Raw genomic sequence first — 15,478 nt, 5'->3', positions numbered from 1 at the left:
GGCACCATCTCCGCCAACGGCGACTCCGAGATCGGCAAGTTCCTCGCCGACGCCATGAAGAAGGTCGGCAACGAGGGCGTGATCACCGTCGAGGAAGCCAAGTCGCTCGAGACCGAGCTCGACGTCGTCGAGGGCATGCAGTTCGATCGCGGCTACATTTCTCCGTACTTCGTGACCAATGCCGACAAGATGCGCGTTGAGATGGACGACGCCTACATCCTCATCAACGAGAAGAAGCTGTCGTCGCTGAACGAGCTACTGTCGCTGCTCGAGGCCGTGGTGCAGACCGGCAAGCCGCTGGTGATCGTCGCCGAGGACGTCGAGGGCGAGGCCCTGGCCACCCTGGTCGTCAACCGTCTGCGTGGCGGCCTGAAGGTTGCCGCCGTCAAGGCACCGGGCTTCGGCGATCGCCGCAAGGCCATGCTGCAGGACATCGCGATCCTGACCGGCGGCCAGGCGATCTCGGAAGACCTCGGCATCAAGCTCGAGAACGTCAACCTCTCCATGCTCGGCCGCGCCAAGAAGGTGATGATCGACAAGGAGAACACCACGATCGTCAACGGCGCCGGCAAGAAGGCCGACATCGAGGCGCGCGTGGCGCAGATCAAGGCGCAGATCGAGGAGACCACCTCGGACTACGACCGTGAGAAGCTGCAGGAGCGTCTGGCCAAGCTCGCGGGCGGCGTCGCGGTGATCCGCGTCGGCGGCGCGACCGAGGTCGAGGTCAAGGAGCGCAAGGATCGCGTGGATGACGCGATGCATGCGACCCGCGCGGCTGTCGAGGAAGGCATCGTTCCCGGTGGTGGCATCGCGCTGTTGCGCGCCAGGCAGGCCCTGAGCCGGGGGTTCAAGCGCGAGAGCGAGCCGGACAGCATCGCCGACATAGCCATGTCTGACACGCACGATCTCGGGCGCTTGCTTCGTAAGCAGTCCTTGTTGAACAACAGGCTCTTGAACGAGATCTTCGCATCCATAGAGAAGCTGCTGAATTCCGACAGTCCGTTCGTGTATCCAGATTTCTTCTTTCAGCGTGTCCGTCGTTTGCAGCTTCCCGATTCGCTCGAAACCGAATTGATCGATTATCTGACAGAAATGATTCTCAACCTCAGAGAAAGGCGCGAATCTGCACGCCGTCATTCACGGACGCGTGGAGGGGGCTGGCGATCTGCTCGGCAAAATCCGGATATCATGCATGGTTTTGGTATCGTCATGAAGGCGTTGGAAGCACCAGCGCGCCAGATTGCAGCAAATGCCGGAGCCGACGGCTCCGTAATCGTCGGCAGACTGTTGGAGCGGGATCAGTATGCATACGGATATGACGCACAGTCCGACGACTACGGGAACATGATCAGCAAGGGAATCATCGATCCGACCAAGGTTGTCCGGATCGCCCTGCAGAACGCTGCCTCCGTCGCGGGCCTTCTGATTACGACCGAGGCGATGGTCGCCGAACTCCCCAGAGAGCAGGCGGCAGTTCCGGCCACGCCGTCCGGCGGCAGGATGAGCGGAATGGATTTTTAAGGCTCGTCCGCAACTGAGTTCGTTCGCGACGTCACGAAGAACTGGCGCCGTTCACGCAAGATCGCGATCCCAGGGGGGCTCCGGTGCGAAGGCGGCGGCGAGGTGGTCGATGAAGGCGCGCACCTTGGCCGACGGCGTACGATCGGGCAGGTAGACGGCATGCACCGCCAGCAGGTCCGAGGGCGGCACATCGAGTGTCAGCGGCAGCAGCCGTCCTGCGCGGATCTCGTCGCCGACGATGAAGGTCGGCTGGTAGATCACGCCCTGTCCGGCCAGCGCTGCGGCGAGCAGCGCATCGCCATTGTTGGCGCGCAGATTGCCGCTGACGGTGACATCGACCGCGGCCTTGCCGCCCATGCGCCAGCGTGACGGGCCGGCCGCCGCCAGCGTGTAGCCGAGGCAGTTGTGGCCGGCGAGATCGGCCGTGGTGCGCGGCGTCCCATGCGCGGCGAGATAGGACGGCGCGGCGCACACCATCATCCGGCACGGCGCCAGCCGCCGCGCCACCAGGCTGGAATCCTTGAGGGTGCCGATGCGGATCGCGAGATCCCAGCCTTCCTCGATCAGGTCGACCAGCCGGTCATTGAGCCCAAGCTCGACGCTGACGCCGGGATAGAGCGCGGCGAAGCCGGCGAGCAGCGGCGCGATCTGGCGCGTGCCGAAGGCGAGCGGGACGTTGAGTCGCAACAGCCCGCGCGGCTCGACGCGGTCGGCCGCGATCGCGCTCTCGGCCGCCTCGAAGTCGCCGAGCACGCGCTCGGCGAGGTCGAGATAGCGGCGTCCGGCCTCGGTGATGGTCAGCCGGCGCGTGGTGCGGTGAAACAGCTTGGTGCCGAGCCGCGTCTCCAGCGCGGCAAGGTGCTTTGTCACCATGGTCGGCGACATGCCGAGCAGGCGGGCCGCGCCCGACAGGCTTCCGGAGCCGGCCACCTTCGAGAGCACCTCCAGTCCGGTCAGCCGGTCCAACACTGGATCATCTCACTCTTATGGTGTGAACTGAATTTCCATTGTATCGGATTATCGTCTTTCGGGAAATGATCCATATGCTGGGGGTCCCCACCGGAGGTTCCGATGATCGATTCCCGTACCGCGCCCTATGCCGCGCTTCTGCTCCGCCTCACCCTTGGCGGGTTGTTTCTGGCCCATGCCAGCCTCAAGCTGTTCGTGTTCACGCCGGCCGGCACCGCCAAGTTCTTCGGCAGTATCGGCCTGCCGCCCGAGCTGGCCTATCTGGTGATCACCGCCGAGATCCTGGCCGGCATCGCGCTGATCCTCGGCATCTACACCCGCTGGGTGGCGCTCGCCGCCGTCCCGATCCTGCTCGGCGCCATCTTCACCGTGCATGGCTCCGCCGGGTTCTTCTTCAACAATCCGAAGGGCGGCTGGGAGTATCCGGCGTTCTGGGCGGTGACCCTGGTGATCCAGGCCCTGCTCGGCGACGGCGCCTACGCGCTGGGCGGCCTGCGCAGCAGCCTTGCCGGCGGTCAGTTGCGCAGCGCGCACTGACGTTGGATTCGGCGACTGTCGCCACACCTTCGCTGTCATCCCCGCGAACGCGGGGATCCACAACCACAGGCGGAACTGGTCTGAGCATGACGGTCGATACTCAGCCTGCCTCAAACCTCGATCACGCGGTATGGGTTCCTGCGTTCGCGGGGACGACAGCTGTGGTTTTGGCGCGCTATCTTGACGACGTGTCAGCAGCCCGAGGAGAGATGACATGACCCTGCCCAGCATCTTCCTGTCGCACGGCTCGCCGATGCTGCCGCTCACGGATTCGGCGGCGCGTGACTTCCTCGTCGGCCTCGGCGGCCGCCTGCCGCGGCCGAAGGCGATTTTGGTGATCTCGGCGCATTGGGAGACCGACATCCCCGCCGTCAATGCGGTCGCCACCAACGAGACGATCTACGATTTCTACGGCTTTCCCCGTGAGCTCTATCAGTTGCGCTATCCCGCGCCGGGAGCGCCCGATCTCGCGCAGGCCGTCGCGGCGCGGTTGCAGGCGGCCGGGCTGCCGGTCGGCATCGACCGCGAGCGCGGGCTCGATCACGGCGCCTGGGTGCCGCTGCTCCTGATGTACCCGCAGGCCGACATTCCGGTGCTGCAGCTCTCGATCCAGACCGAGCGCGGGCCGGCACATCATCTCGCACTCGGCCGCGCGCTGGCGCCACTGCGCGACGAGGGCGTGCTGATCATCGGCAGCGGCAGCTTCACCCATAATCTCGGCGAATTCCGCAAGCGCCGGCTCGATATCGACGACCCGGCGCCGTCCTGGGTGGTCGACTTCGCCGACTGGGTGCACAAGGCCGCGATCGAAGGCCGCGTCGACGACCTCGTCGACTACCGCCGTCTCGCCCCGCATGCGCGCGACAACCATCCGACCGACGAGCACTTCCTGCCGCTGTTTGCGGCGATGGGCGCCGCCGGCGAGGGCGCCCGCGTCGAGCGCCTGCACAACAGCGCGAATTACGGTGTGTTGCGCATGGACGTGTATGCGTTCCATGGCGCCGATGAGGCGAAGGTGGCGGCGTGAATCACAGGTCGCGAATGCGGAAGGTTGAAGCGACTGGTCGACGCGAGTTGCCGGTTGCGTTCGCTACTCGTCGCTAGGCGGGGGCAGCCACACGAATTTGCGTCGTTTGCGATCTCATTTCATCTTCGCGAAAATGTCGCAATCCATGCACGCCCATACGGTGATTGTCTTGTCGTCGTTCAACGACAGCGCGGCATATTGGTGCGGCGTCCTGAACGCATCGAGCAGACGTATCTTCGGTTTGCCGGCGGTGGGCAGGTCGAGGATCGTGAAGAAGCGCCCCCTCGCTCCCTTGCAGTCCTCCGCCGACAAGCGCCACTTGCCGGGTCTTGGCTCTGTCGAACCGGCCCTCGATCGCGAACGACTGATGGCTCGCCTCCATCGCGTCGCCGCCGCCTTCGAACAGGAGTTCTCGCGGGATGAGGTCCTTGCGAAACTCGGTCGTCTTGCACCAACCCCGGGGACTGGTGACCGGAGAATTCGTATAACCACCTTCTAGGCAAAGCGGAGGATCGAAACGTGATTCGTAAGATCGTGTCGGGGATTTTCGCTGTACTAGTCATGGCTAGCTCTGCTGCGGCAGCGGAGAACTGCACCATCCCAACGGATAACGAGCGGGAAGTGCGAACAGCCAAGTGCCTCCTCAACGTCGATGGCAAGCTCTTGGTCAATGAACGGTGCAATTTCCATGTTTCACCAGACGGCCACAGAACCACGCTGGATGCCGGGAAGTACTACTTCGAAGTGGTTACCCCTGTCGGCGGTCAGCGTGGGGAAATCGCTCGCTGGAACCGGGGTAGCGGCCGGAGCGATCAACTCGTGACCCTTGGTCCAGCCTTTGGATTAGATCGAACCGACGCCTTTTGTTACCACAATCGGCGGTTCGAGATGTGCGGCTCAGAGTACATGACCTGCAAATGCAGTTTGAATGAGGAATATGGCTGCAGGCACGATGAAAGCGGTCAGTGAAACGCAAAGGCGCAGGTACTGTGGTGCGTCTGGACGGGCGCGTCACGCGACAGCCCACGGGGGACCCAGAGCGGCAATTCCCAAGACCCACAACAGCATCAATATTGGAGACTACGAACATGGAACTGTTTTCCGCCTACGGCGGCCGTCGGACGATGATGCACCGCAAGCTCGCTTCGACCAGGTCGATGCGCTCGACGCTCGTGTTCGCGCCGCGCCGACGCTCAATGAGCGTCGCGAACTGGCGCGCGAGCTGTTTATGATGTTGGCGGACGTGGATAGCGCCATGCGCGCCGGTCCGGTGAAGTTGTGCACTTAACCAGACTGCGCGCCGATCAGCACACGCGCGTGTTCCTGGCGACACTGCCAGAGGCATGCGGCTGGAATTTTGAACAGATGTTGGACGCTTACAATCGCGCCACCTAGATTGAGATCGCGCAGTCCCCCGTTTCAATATAGGCTAACTTTGGCTTCAAGCGACCGAGAGAAATGACAGGAAAGGTGAGAGCAAACACGGTCATCATCGTCCTGCAAGTCCTACTTGCGGCTGCGGCGAGTTTCTTCTTGCTGTATGCGACTCGAGAGTTTTTTGGCCGAGAAGTGTTTTGGGTACTCGGTCTAGCTTTTCTTCTTCTTGCCGGCATTGCGCTTTACAGGCTGCGAAAATAGATCAGCATCGTCCGTCTTTTTATGCACTTTGATGATCTTGGTGATATGGCGTTGCTTCGGCACCCAAACGTCCGCCTCAAAGATTTCGTCTGTTTCAATTTTGGCGGTGATCTGGATGCCTTCTTTCATAGTTAGGCGGCGTTTGCCCGTGAGCAGGTCGGATACAAACTTTTCGTCTTCCATCAAATAACCAAACTCGCCGAATGGCGACATGAACCGCCACACTCGATGGACTTTGGATAGTAACACCGGGCTCACTAATGTAAGCCGCTCCGTCGAATACGCCTTACGAGTTCGTGGCGAGGTCTCCACACGTTCGATCACACCAGCCCGAATTTGAAACTCCGAGTGCGGCACCGGAGCTGGAGGCTTCGTTTTTGGCTTGGTGATTGTCCCGACACTCGTTATCACATCGTCCCGGTCGAGTTCTTTATAGACCCGCCTTATCGGATCGCTTGCGATCTTGCCCTCAGAAACCTTCTGGCAGGCTGACGCAATGCGCGCGATGTCTGACGCGTCCAATTGCGTGTGCTCCTCCTTAGGGAAATAATAGTCGAGCAATCTTGTACTGCCCCATTGTCGAACGTCGCCCACAAACGCCATCGATATTCCGATGACAATTCCAAGCAATGTACCGCGCTGTCCGTCACGGCTTTTTAGAACTTTCAGCACAGCGTTCAGACTTAGGCTGCCCTCTGTGCCGCTGTCGAATTCCAGCCTGACTTCCAAACCGGGATCGAGGACGTAAGCAATTTCCTTGATGGCCTCAGAAAAGGCAGCGGCCGCTAAGCCGACGACTTCAAGATCGGGCTTCTGCCCCGGCTTGAGATCAAGATAAAGGCTGATTGTCTCTTCCAAAGCCGCCCCCAGCTAACCTTCGAAGGTAGTCTAAGTTGAACTCCGCAATCATGCTAGAAGCGAGGTCTTGCTTTATTGGTTCGGGTGGGGCCCGCTCTCTGGGAGAAGCTTTGCTGCCGCCGCTAAAGCCTCCACGACGTTCTTGCCCCCGACGATCGCTCCTACGGCTAGAGCGGTTGGTACTCTCAGAACTCCCGCCACTGCGCAAAAACCAAGGCCCGCGCAAATTAGAGACATGTCCAGGGTCTTCCCGCAGATGCTCACGTGCTTTTCCGTCCAAAAGCGACGAAGGCCCGCTGCTATCGAGAGCGTCGCCTCTGCAATTGGTGCCTCGTCACGTTTCGCATTCGCGGCAAGAAACTCTTCTACGCGACGCTTGAGATCAGAGAATTCATCGACTTCGAAATTTGATCCACTTTGGCGCAGCAATTCAATCTTCAGATCGATTGCGCTCAGCAGCGACATTGCAGTGAGCTGCGCTTCAAGTTGATTGCTCAGGACCGCTCGAATGATGACTGTTCGTTGAGGTCCGGTATGGCCTTCAATGCGCGCTGTGTCAGCTTCCTCTCGTAGCAGCAGCGTGCCATGCTGCCCCAGAGGTGGCGAGCCGTCCTCACCATTGGTGGCTTGCGCGGGCACAGCCATTGGAGGCTGAACAATTGCTTTTTCGTCCAGCAGTCCGACGCTGAGCGGGGCGGCCGGTCCGTTAAGCCCGGGTGGCGTCGTCGGCAGCGTGGCAAATCCCGTCGGACCAACCGCCAAGGTTGCCGAGCCCTGGTCAGAGGCCATTTCCCTGCCGCTCACCTGTCGGAGGCTTACTTCGCGTTCACGCGAATATGGATGCAGCCTCGCTAGGTCCTGGCTAACGAAACCATCGGCATCGAGCCACTGGTGAGGACAGTAAGATTTGGACGCCTCGTCAATCTGGCGGCCGGTCCTGACGATCGCTTCGCGAGTGCCCATGCGCGCATCGGTTCTGTCCAGCTCCCCCGTTCGAGAATCCACCGGAACCGCGTAGAAAACTTCGGTATCGTTCTGAACGGCCATGGGTAACTTCCCCGCGACGAGTGTCTTCGAAGATTTGCCGCAGGAATTGGCCTAGCAAAACTCGTCCTCTAGTCGCAACCGACTGTGGGCGTGACTGCACGCCGATGAGCGTCCGCAGCTCATTATGCCGGTACCTCGCGGCGCGCGCGGGCGGCTATCGTTTTGGGCTGCATGGTACACTTGAAACATAGTACGAACACCAAAAATCAGTCCGGGACTTTTTCCGGGCCCAATTGCCGCCAAATGTAGGTTTTTGATCGCATTTGGTCGGCTTTCGTTCAGAGCCGAGAGCATCGCATCAACTAGTCTAACGCATTGATCTTTAATTATCTTCTTTGCCAAATCTGTCCCCAAGCGCCAGATGCAGCTTCGCTCCGTGATGTTGTTTGCAGGCCGGAACCACGTCAGCGTAGTTGGCGCCTGGGCCAAGCGTCAAGCTGTCTGGATCCTCTCCTGCGTCGTGCTCCTCGCTTCACGCGAAATCGAGCACGGTGATCGCGACGGCGGAGTGCGATTGCCCGTCGGGTTACTTTGTCGCAGATCATTTCGCTTGCGTCGTCGGGCAAATCACCGCGATCTTTCCGCGCATCCCGCCTCATCATGGAGGGGCGTTGCGCGCGATCGTCACGACACGCGAGGCGGGGAGCGGTGGCCGCGAGAGCTCGCAGCATGTCCTTGGCAGCATGTCCTGGATGTGCGGACGAACGACGTTCTTGCGGACGTGAAGTTGCAGGGTTCTGATACCTCGACGCTGGTATCACCGCGCAACGCGTGAAAGGCGTTGTCGCGCATGGCGGCCAACAAGCCGAGCGCCAGGAAGCCTGCATATAAGCGTGAAGACCATCGCGCAGGGAGGGCCGGGCGATCTCGGCTGAACCTGTGGTACCTGCCGCCTGCATTTTTTTGAGCAGGCGGGCCACGGGCGCGGCCAGCGCCCGGCCTTCCCTGCGCCCTTCTATTCGAGGAGGGTGGGTGAGCAAGCAAAGCTCGGGCGCAGATCGCGCTGCGGGGACGTGCAGCCATGATCCGGCGAAGCTCGCCGCATACGCGGTGTCGTCCCGGCCTTGAGCCGGGACCCATAACCACCGGCGGGAATGAGACGCGCAACTGTCAGCCATGTCCCTCGTGAGATCGCGCGGTATGGGTCCCGGCGTTCGCCGGGACGACAGCGGGGGGCAGAGGAACAGTGCACTGCACACATGACCTCGCAGGTAGCTGACACCGCCGTCACCCGCGTAGAAAATCCTTGACCCGTTCGCACGCAAATGGCGAAGGATGCACCAGGGAGTGAAAACAACAACAATGCGCCTGCCGTTCTATTATGGCTGGGTCATCGTCGCCGTGACCTTCGTGACGATGGCGATCGGGGTCAATGCGCGCACCGCGTTCTCGCTGTTCTATCCGCCTGTTCTCGCCGAATTCGGCTGGGACCGCGGCGTCACCGCCGGGGCGTTCTCGTTCGGCTTCGTTGCCTCTGGAATCGTCAGTCCGCTGATCGGACGGCTGATGGACCGCACCGGTCCGCGCGCGGTGATGGAACTCGGCGTCGCCCTGATGGCCGGCGGTCTGCTGCTGGCGCCGCTGACCTCGCAGCCCTGGCATCTCTACGTCACGATTGGCGTGATGGTCGGTGCCGGCAGCGTCTGCCTCGGCTATTCCGGCCAGTCGCTGTTCCTGCCGAACTGGTTCATCCGCCGCCGCGGGCTGGCGATCGGCATCGCCTTCGCGGGCGTCGGCATCGGCTCGATGACGCTGCTCCCGTGGGTGCAGCACATGATCGCACAGACCAACTGGCGCACGGCGTGCACAGCGATGGGGATCGTGGTGCTGGTCGTGCTGGCGCCGATCAATCTGTTGCTGCGCAAGAGGCCGGAGGAGATCGGCCTGCGTCCCGACGGCGACGCCGCGCCGCTCGCCAATGCGGCCAAGCCGGTCTCCAACGTCGTCGACGCCGCCTGGGCCGGCACCGACTGGACGCTCTCGCGCGCGCTGCGCACGGGCCGGTTCTGGTGGCTCGCGCTCGGCTATTTCTTCGGCCTCTACGTCTGGTACGCGGTGCAGGTGCACCAGACGAAATACCTGCTCGAGATCGGTTTCAGCTCGAGCGTCGCGGTGTGGGCGCTCGGCGCGGTCAGCCTGCTCGGGATCCCGGGCCAGATCGCGCTCGGCCATCTGTCGGACCGCCTGGGGCGCGAGGCGGTGTGGGGATTGGGCTGTCTCGGCTTCGCGATCTGCTTCGCCGCGCTGATCGCGCTCAAGGCCGCGCCGTCGCTGGTGCTGATCTACGTCATGGTGGCGACGCAGGGCGCGCTCGGCTACGGCCTGACCTCGGTGATGGGCGCGGTCGCGCTGGAGATATTCCAGGGCGCGCATTTCGGCAGCATCTTCGGAACGCTGATGCTGATCGGGCTATGCGGCGGCGCAGCAGGGCCGTGGGTGACCGGCGTGGTGTATGACTACACCCTGAGTTATACGCCGGGCTTCGTGATCGCCTTCCTCGGCGCCTTCGTCTCGGCGGCGGCGATCTGGATCGCGGCCCCGCGCCGGGTCCGCCTCGTTGCCGGCCAGTTGCACAGGTTAAAGACGGCGGGGGCTGCGGCATGATGTGTGAACTAGCCGGTTGCCATCGCGGCGCGGGCGTGAGCTAATCGGCCAATCCAGGGAGAGGGACCCCATGAACGAGCATGTTCAGGCCGCCAAGGCCGCGCCGCTGTTCAATCCGCTGTCGCCGGAGTTCATCCGCGATCCCTATCCCTTCTATGCGCAGCTGCGCGACAACGACCCGATGCATGTGACGCCGTTCGGGGCGTTCCTCGCCAGCCGGCATGCGGAATCGAGCCTGGTGCTGCGCGACAAGCGCTTCGGCAAGGACTTCGTCGCGCGTTCGATCCGGCGCTACGGCCCTGACATCATGAACGAGCCGATCTTCCGCAGCATGAGCCATTGGATGCTGCAGCAGGATCCGCCGGATCACACGCGCTTGCGCGGCCTCGTGGTGAAGGCATTCACGGCCCGCCGCGTCGAGGACATGCGGCCACGGATCCAGGCGATCGTCGATTCGACGCTCGACGAGATCATCCCGCGCGGCCGGATGGACCTGATCGAGGACTTCGCGTTCAAGCTGCCGGTCACCGTGATCTGCGACATGCTCGGAATTCCCGAGGAGCACCGCGAAGCGTTCTACAAGAGCTCGCGCGAGGGCGGCCGGCTGCTCGAGCCGGTGCCGCTGTCGAAGGCCGAGATCGCCGAGGGCAATGCCGGCAACGCGGTATCGAAGGCGTATTTCCAGCACCTGTTCGAGCTGCGCCGGAAACATCCCGGCGACGACCTGACGACGCAGCTGCTGCAGGCCGAGGAGGACGGCGCCAGGCTCAGCATTGAGGAGCTCACCGCCAACATCATCCTGCTGTTCGGCGCCGGGCACGAGACCACGGTCAACCTGATCGGCAACGGCCTGCTGGCGCTGCACCGCAATCCGGACCAGCTGGCGCTGTTGAAGGCGCGGCCGGAGCTGATCACCAACGCGATCGAGGAGTTCCTGCGCTACGATTCCTCGGTGCAGCTCACCGGACGGGTGGCGCTCGAGGACATCGAGGATCTCGGCGGCCGCCGGATCCCCGCGGGCGAGAGCGTGCTGTGCCTGCTGGGCTCCGCCAACCGCGATCCTGCGGTCTATCCGGATCATCCGGAGCAGCTCGACATCACCAGGGCCAACGTGAAGCCGCTGTCGTTCGGTGGTGGCATCCACCATTGCCTGGGGGCGCAGCTCGCCCGCATCGAGGCCGAGATCGCGATCGGAACCCTGCTGCGCCGGCTGCCGGAGTTGAAGCTGGACGATCCCGACAACCCGGAATGGCGGCCGACCTTCGTGCTGCGCGGCCTGAAGCGGCTGCCGGCGCACTGGTAACCATCTTCGTTAACGGAATTGTGCAACGCCCCCGGAAATACCGACAGCGCTGTGACTTCGCCATACTTAATCCTATATGATGCAGCGCTCCGGTATCGATGCCAGTGGGCCGCGGCCGTATTGGCTTTAAGGTTGGGACGCCGGAGCGTTGTCCTTTGAGGGAGACCCCGTGCAGACGACCCTGCTCGGCTTGGCGATTGCCTTCATCCTTGCGCTCCTTGCTGCGCTGATCGGCCCGTACTTCGTCGACTGGAACCAGTTCCGGCCGCAGTTCGAGGCTGAGGCGGGCAAGATCATTGGCGTGCCCGTGCGGGTCGCCGGTGCGCTGGACGCACGGCTGTTGCCGACGCCGACCTTGCGGCTGCGCCAGGTCACCTTTGGCGGCGCCAACGACCTCGGCAAGCTGCGCGCCGACAAGCTCGACGTCGAGCTCAGCCTCGGCGACCTGATGCGCGGCGAGTGGCGGGCGAACGAGCTCACCATCGGCGGCATGGCGGCCGATCTCGGGCTGGATGCCAAGGGCCAGGTCGACCTGCCGGCCGCGTCGGGCCGGTTCAATCTGGCGGCGCTCGCGATCGACCGGCTCAACCTCACCGGCCGAGTCGCCCTGCACGACGCCGCCAGCCGCTCGACACTGGAGCTGACAGACATCGTCTTCTCCGGCGACGTGCGTTCGCTGGCCGGCTCGCTGCGCGGCGACGGCGCGGTGTCGATCCGCGGCGGCCGCTACCCGTTCCGGGTGTCGTCGAGCCAGGACAAGGACTCCAACGGCCTGCGCGTCCACCTCAACATCGACCCGGGCGAGCGTCCCGTGATGGCCGACATCGAAGGCCTCATCAGCTTTCCCAACCGCTCGCCGAAGTTCGAGGGCGCGCTGACGCTGTCGTCGCCCCCGAAGGAGCAGGGCGCCGACAACGACAAGCCCGCCCAGTCTGCGAAGGAGCCATCGGCGAAGCAGGCCCAACAAGCCAAGGCCCGTCCGCTGAGCCAGGCTGGCGCGACGCCTTGGCGCATCGCCACCAAGGTCGTTGGCGACCAGGCGTCGGCCAAGCTCGACCAGATCGAGGTCAGCTTTGGCCAGGAGGATCGCTCGCTGAAATTCGCGGGCAGCGGCGACATCCGTTTCGGCGCCGCCCCCGTGCTGAAAGCCTCGCTGTCCGCACGCCAGCTCGATGCCGACAAGCTCCTGGCCGGCGGGGACGACATCAAGGACCGGCGGGCGATCGCGCCCGCGCTGGTGCTGCCGGCGCTGCGCAACTGGATTGCACAACTGCCGACCTTGCCGATGCCGGCCAACGTGCAGTTCGCGACCGAGCAGATCATGCTCTCCGGCCGTCCGGTACAGAACTTCACCGCCGACCTGCACAACGAACCTTCGGCATGGAGTCTCGAGAAGGTCGACCTGCGCGCGCCCGGCTCGACGCGGCTGACGTTCCGGACCATCGGCATCTCGACCTCGGTGACATCGGGCTTCACCGGCGCGCTCGATCTCGAATCGTCGGAGCCCGACACGCTGGTGGCCTGGCTGCAGGGCCGCAGCGACGGCAGCTATCGCACCCAGCGCCCGCTGCGGCTGCGCGGCGACCTCAACGTGGCGCCGGAGCGGGTCGCGATCGACAGCCTCAAGGCCGATATCGACGGCGGCTCCGTCGACGGACGCGTCGCTCTCGTCAACCGGCCAGCGGGGCCGGGCTCGCGTTTCGAGGCGGTGCTGAAGGGCGATCGGCTCGATCTCGACGCCGCGATGGCCGTGACCCGCTCGCTGGTCGGCGTCACCGGCGAGTGGCCGGCGGAGGCCAGCGTGGCGCTCGACGTCGCCCGCGCCAAGCTCAGCGGCCAGGAGCTGCGTCCGCTCACCGCGCGCTTTTCCTATGATCCCAAGACCATCGCCATCGACCAGATCAAGTTCGGCCAGAGCAGCGGCGTGACGAGCGAGGGCTCCGGCCGGTTCGATCGCGCCGACGCAACCGGACGGCTGGTGGTGACCTCGATGGCCGGCTCGCTCAAGGAGATCACGGCGCTGCTGCAGCCGCTCGCGCCGCAGATCGCCGCCCGCTTCGATGCGCTCAGTATGCCGCCCGGCGCCGCCCGGCTGAAGCTCACGCTCGATCTCGCCAAGGACCCAGCCAACGCCGATCGGAGCCAGGCCAAGGCGGTGCTCGATCTCGACGCGCCACAATTGAAGGGCTCGGCGACGCTGACGGCCAAACCCTCGGCCGCGGCGCTGCGCAGCTTCGAGGTCGATGCGATCGATCGAACGGAGCTTGGAATCGAGAGCCGGGTGTCGTCGGAGCAGGGAAGCGCCGTGCTGGCGCTGCTCGGGCTCGATCGCGTGGCGGCGGCGGGCAACGGTCCGGCCCAGTTCGACGCCAGCGTGACCGGCAGCTGGCGAACGCCGCTGCGGGTGAATGCCAAGCTCTCCGGCGTCGGTCTCGATGGCGATGCGCAAGGCACTGTCGATCCCTGGGGCGACACCGCCAAGGCCAACGTCAATCTGCGCCTGCGCAGCGCCAACCTGTCGCCCTTGTTTGGATCGAAGCCGCAGGATCCGGGCGCGCAGAACGTCCGCCTGTTTGGCCGCCTCGGTCTTTCCAACAATCGCCTGACGCTCGACGACATCGACAGCACGGTGGGTGGATCGCGGCTGCGCGGCCGGCTTGCGCTGGTGCTCGACGACGACAAGCAGATCGAGGGCGAGCTCGGTCTGGATGCGCTCGACGTGCCGCAAGTGGTATCGGTGCTGATCGGAGCGGCCGGGCGTGAGCCCGCCGAGCCTCTCGGCGCAGGTCTCTTGAAGGGGTGGCGCGGGCGTGTCTCGTTCCAGGCCCTCAGCGGCGCCATTCTGAATGGCATTGATCTGCATCCGCTGGGCGGCGCCATCAAGAGCGACGGCCAGTCGCTGACCATCGAGAACCTCAAGGGCAAGCTCGGCGGCGGCGACGTCGCCGCGACCATCGATGCGCGCTCCAACGCGAATGGTCTCGTCCTGAACGGCCGCGTCGAGCTCGCCGGCATCGACGGCAACGCGCTGCGCTATCACAGCCTGAAGATGCCGGCCGGCAAGGTCTCGGCCCAGATGACGCTCGCCGCCGAAGGACGCAGCGTGCAGGCACTGGTCAATGCGCTCTCGGGCAATGGCACGGTGACGCTCGACAATGCGGCGCTCCCCAATCTCGACCCGCGGGCGTTCGATGCGGCGTTGCGCGCGGCCGACGCCGGCCAGGTGAGCGACGACGGCAAGTTGCGGCAGGTGATCGAGCCGGTGCTGACGTCGGGGACGTTGCCGGTCGCGTCTGCTCAGATCCCCTTCATCATCCGCGACGGCCGGCTGCGGGTCGGCGCCACCACGCTCGACGCGCAAGGCGCCCGCGTCATCGTGTCCGGCGGCTTCGACATTCCGGCGGACAATGCCGACATTCGCGCCAGCCTGAGCGCCAATACGGTCGGCAATGCCAACAGCCGTCCGGAGATCCAGTTGTTCGTGGTCGGGACGTCCGAGGCGCTGACGCGCGCGGTCGACGTCACCTCCCTGTCGTCGTGGCTGGCGGTGCGCGCGATCGATCGCGAAACGCGGCGTCTGGATGCGATCGCGCGCGGCGAGGTGCCGCCGGCCTATCCATCGTCGACGGCGTCGCTGCCCGGTGCACCCGAGGCTGGCCCGGCGGCACCGAGCGCGGCCGACGTGCCGCTGCCCGGTCGTGATCCACGGCGCGAGCCGCGCGCCAAGCTGGGTGGTCCGCGCGCCGTCGTGTCGCCGCTGACACCGCCGCTCTCCGCTCCCGCCCCTGCGCCTCAGCCGGCGGCACCGATGGCATCGAGCCAGCCGCAAGTCGCGCCCTTGCCGCCGCCGGTCGAGATCAAGCCCGCGCCGGGGGCGCTGCCGCCGCGCCCACGGCCGGTGCCGCGCCCGCCGGTCGTGCTGACGCCGCCGGGCAGTCCGTGATTCCGGCCGAAGGCGTGCGGGGACCGCGCCG

The 15,478-nt window shown here is 64.5% G+C and carries 12 protein-coding genes; 8 read left to right on the top strand and 4 right to left on the bottom strand.

Features of this window, described 5'->3' with window-relative positions:
• Positions 1-1,521, top strand: a 1,521-nt coding sequence (groEL, locus tag ACQR1X_RS27885; RefSeq protein WP_434900037.1) for a chaperonin GroEL, incomplete at its 5' end; no start/stop codon positions are given.
• 51 nt (positions 1,522-1,572) lie between these two features.
• Here groEL and ACQR1X_RS27880 read toward each other — a convergent pair.
• Positions 1,573-2,490 (bottom strand): LysR family transcriptional regulator, encoded by a 918-nt coding sequence (locus tag ACQR1X_RS27880; RefSeq protein WP_434900036.1) that lies wholly within the window; start codon positions 2,488-2,490, stop codon positions 1,573-1,575.
• 102 nt (positions 2,491-2,592) lie between these two features.
• Between ACQR1X_RS27880 and ACQR1X_RS27875 the strand changes: the two genes are divergently transcribed.
• Both ACQR1X_RS27875 and ACQR1X_RS27870 read left to right on the top strand, forming a co-directional pair.
• A complete protein-coding gene (locus tag ACQR1X_RS27875) occupies positions 2,593-3,027 on the top strand; it encodes a DoxX family protein (RefSeq protein ID WP_315805528.1) in 435 nt (144 codons plus the stop codon).
• Positions 3,028-3,241: 214 nt separating this feature from the next.
• Complete coding sequence (locus ACQR1X_RS27870; protein WP_434900035.1) at positions 3,242-4,054, top strand: DODA-type extradiol aromatic ring-opening family dioxygenase; 813 nt, start codon at positions 3,242-3,244, stop codon at positions 4,052-4,054.
• Between the two features lie 114 nt (positions 4,055-4,168).
• Here the strand turns inward: ACQR1X_RS27870 and ACQR1X_RS27865 are convergent, their stop codons facing one another.
• Complete coding sequence (locus tag ACQR1X_RS27865; protein ID WP_434900034.1) at positions 4,169-4,366, bottom strand: hypothetical protein; 198 nt, start codon at positions 4,364-4,366, stop codon at positions 4,169-4,171.
• 207 nt (positions 4,367-4,573) lie between these two features.
• Between ACQR1X_RS27865 and ACQR1X_RS27860 the strand changes: the two genes are divergently transcribed.
• Together ACQR1X_RS27860 and ACQR1X_RS27855 are read left to right on the top strand one after the other, a co-directional pair.
• Complete coding sequence (locus ACQR1X_RS27860; protein ID WP_434900033.1) at positions 4,574-5,023, top strand: hypothetical protein; 450 nt, start codon at positions 4,574-4,576, stop codon at positions 5,021-5,023.
• Positions 5,024-5,142: 119 nt separating this feature from the next.
• Positions 5,143-5,286 (top strand): hypothetical protein, encoded by a 144-nt coding sequence (locus ACQR1X_RS27855; protein ID WP_434900032.1) that lies wholly within the window; start codon positions 5,143-5,145, stop codon positions 5,284-5,286.
• 355 nt (positions 5,287-5,641) lie between these two features.
• Here the strand turns inward: ACQR1X_RS27855 and ACQR1X_RS27850 are convergent, their stop codons facing one another.
• Together ACQR1X_RS27850 and ACQR1X_RS27845 are read right to left on the bottom strand one after the other, a co-directional pair.
• Entirely contained in the window at positions 5,642-6,550 is a 909-nt protein-coding gene (locus tag ACQR1X_RS27850; RefSeq protein ID WP_434900031.1) for a hypothetical protein, read from the bottom strand.
• Between the two features lie 72 nt (positions 6,551-6,622).
• The gene (locus ACQR1X_RS27845) at positions 6,623-7,597 is read right to left on the bottom strand and encodes a hypothetical protein (RefSeq protein WP_434900030.1); all 975 of its coding nucleotides are present in this window, start codon (positions 7,595-7,597) and stop codon (positions 6,623-6,625) included.
• 1,302 nt (positions 7,598-8,899) lie between these two features.
• On the opposite strand from ACQR1X_RS27845, the gene ACQR1X_RS27840 reads away from it, so the two are divergent.
• The 3 genes from ACQR1X_RS27840 to ACQR1X_RS27830 all read left to right on the top strand — a co-directional run bounded on the left by ACQR1X_RS27840 (position 8,900) and on the right by ACQR1X_RS27830 (position 15,447).
• Positions 8,900-10,201: an MFS transporter gene (locus tag ACQR1X_RS27840; RefSeq protein WP_434900040.1), complete on the top strand. Its 1,302-nt coding sequence runs from the start codon at positions 8,900-8,902 to the stop codon at positions 10,199-10,201.
• A gap of 70 nt (positions 10,202-10,271) precedes the next feature.
• Positions 10,272-11,504, top strand: a complete 1,233-nt coding sequence (locus tag ACQR1X_RS27835; RefSeq protein ID WP_434900029.1) for a cytochrome P450 — start codon at positions 10,272-10,274, stop codon at positions 11,502-11,504.
• Positions 11,505-11,673: 169 nt separating this feature from the next.
• Positions 11,674-15,447: an AsmA family protein gene (locus ACQR1X_RS27830; protein ID WP_434900028.1), complete on the top strand. Its 3,774-nt coding sequence runs from the start codon at positions 11,674-11,676 to the stop codon at positions 15,445-15,447.
• Positions 15,448-15,478 lie beyond the last annotated feature (31 nt).

The organism is Bradyrhizobium sp. HKCCYLRH3073 (genome assembly GCF_051167995.1).
Lineage (GTDB): Bacteria > Pseudomonadota > Alphaproteobacteria > Rhizobiales > Xanthobacteraceae > Bradyrhizobium.
The sequence above is the reverse complement of the archived record's forward strand: the minus strand, read 5'-3'. Positions and strand labels throughout refer to the sequence as shown.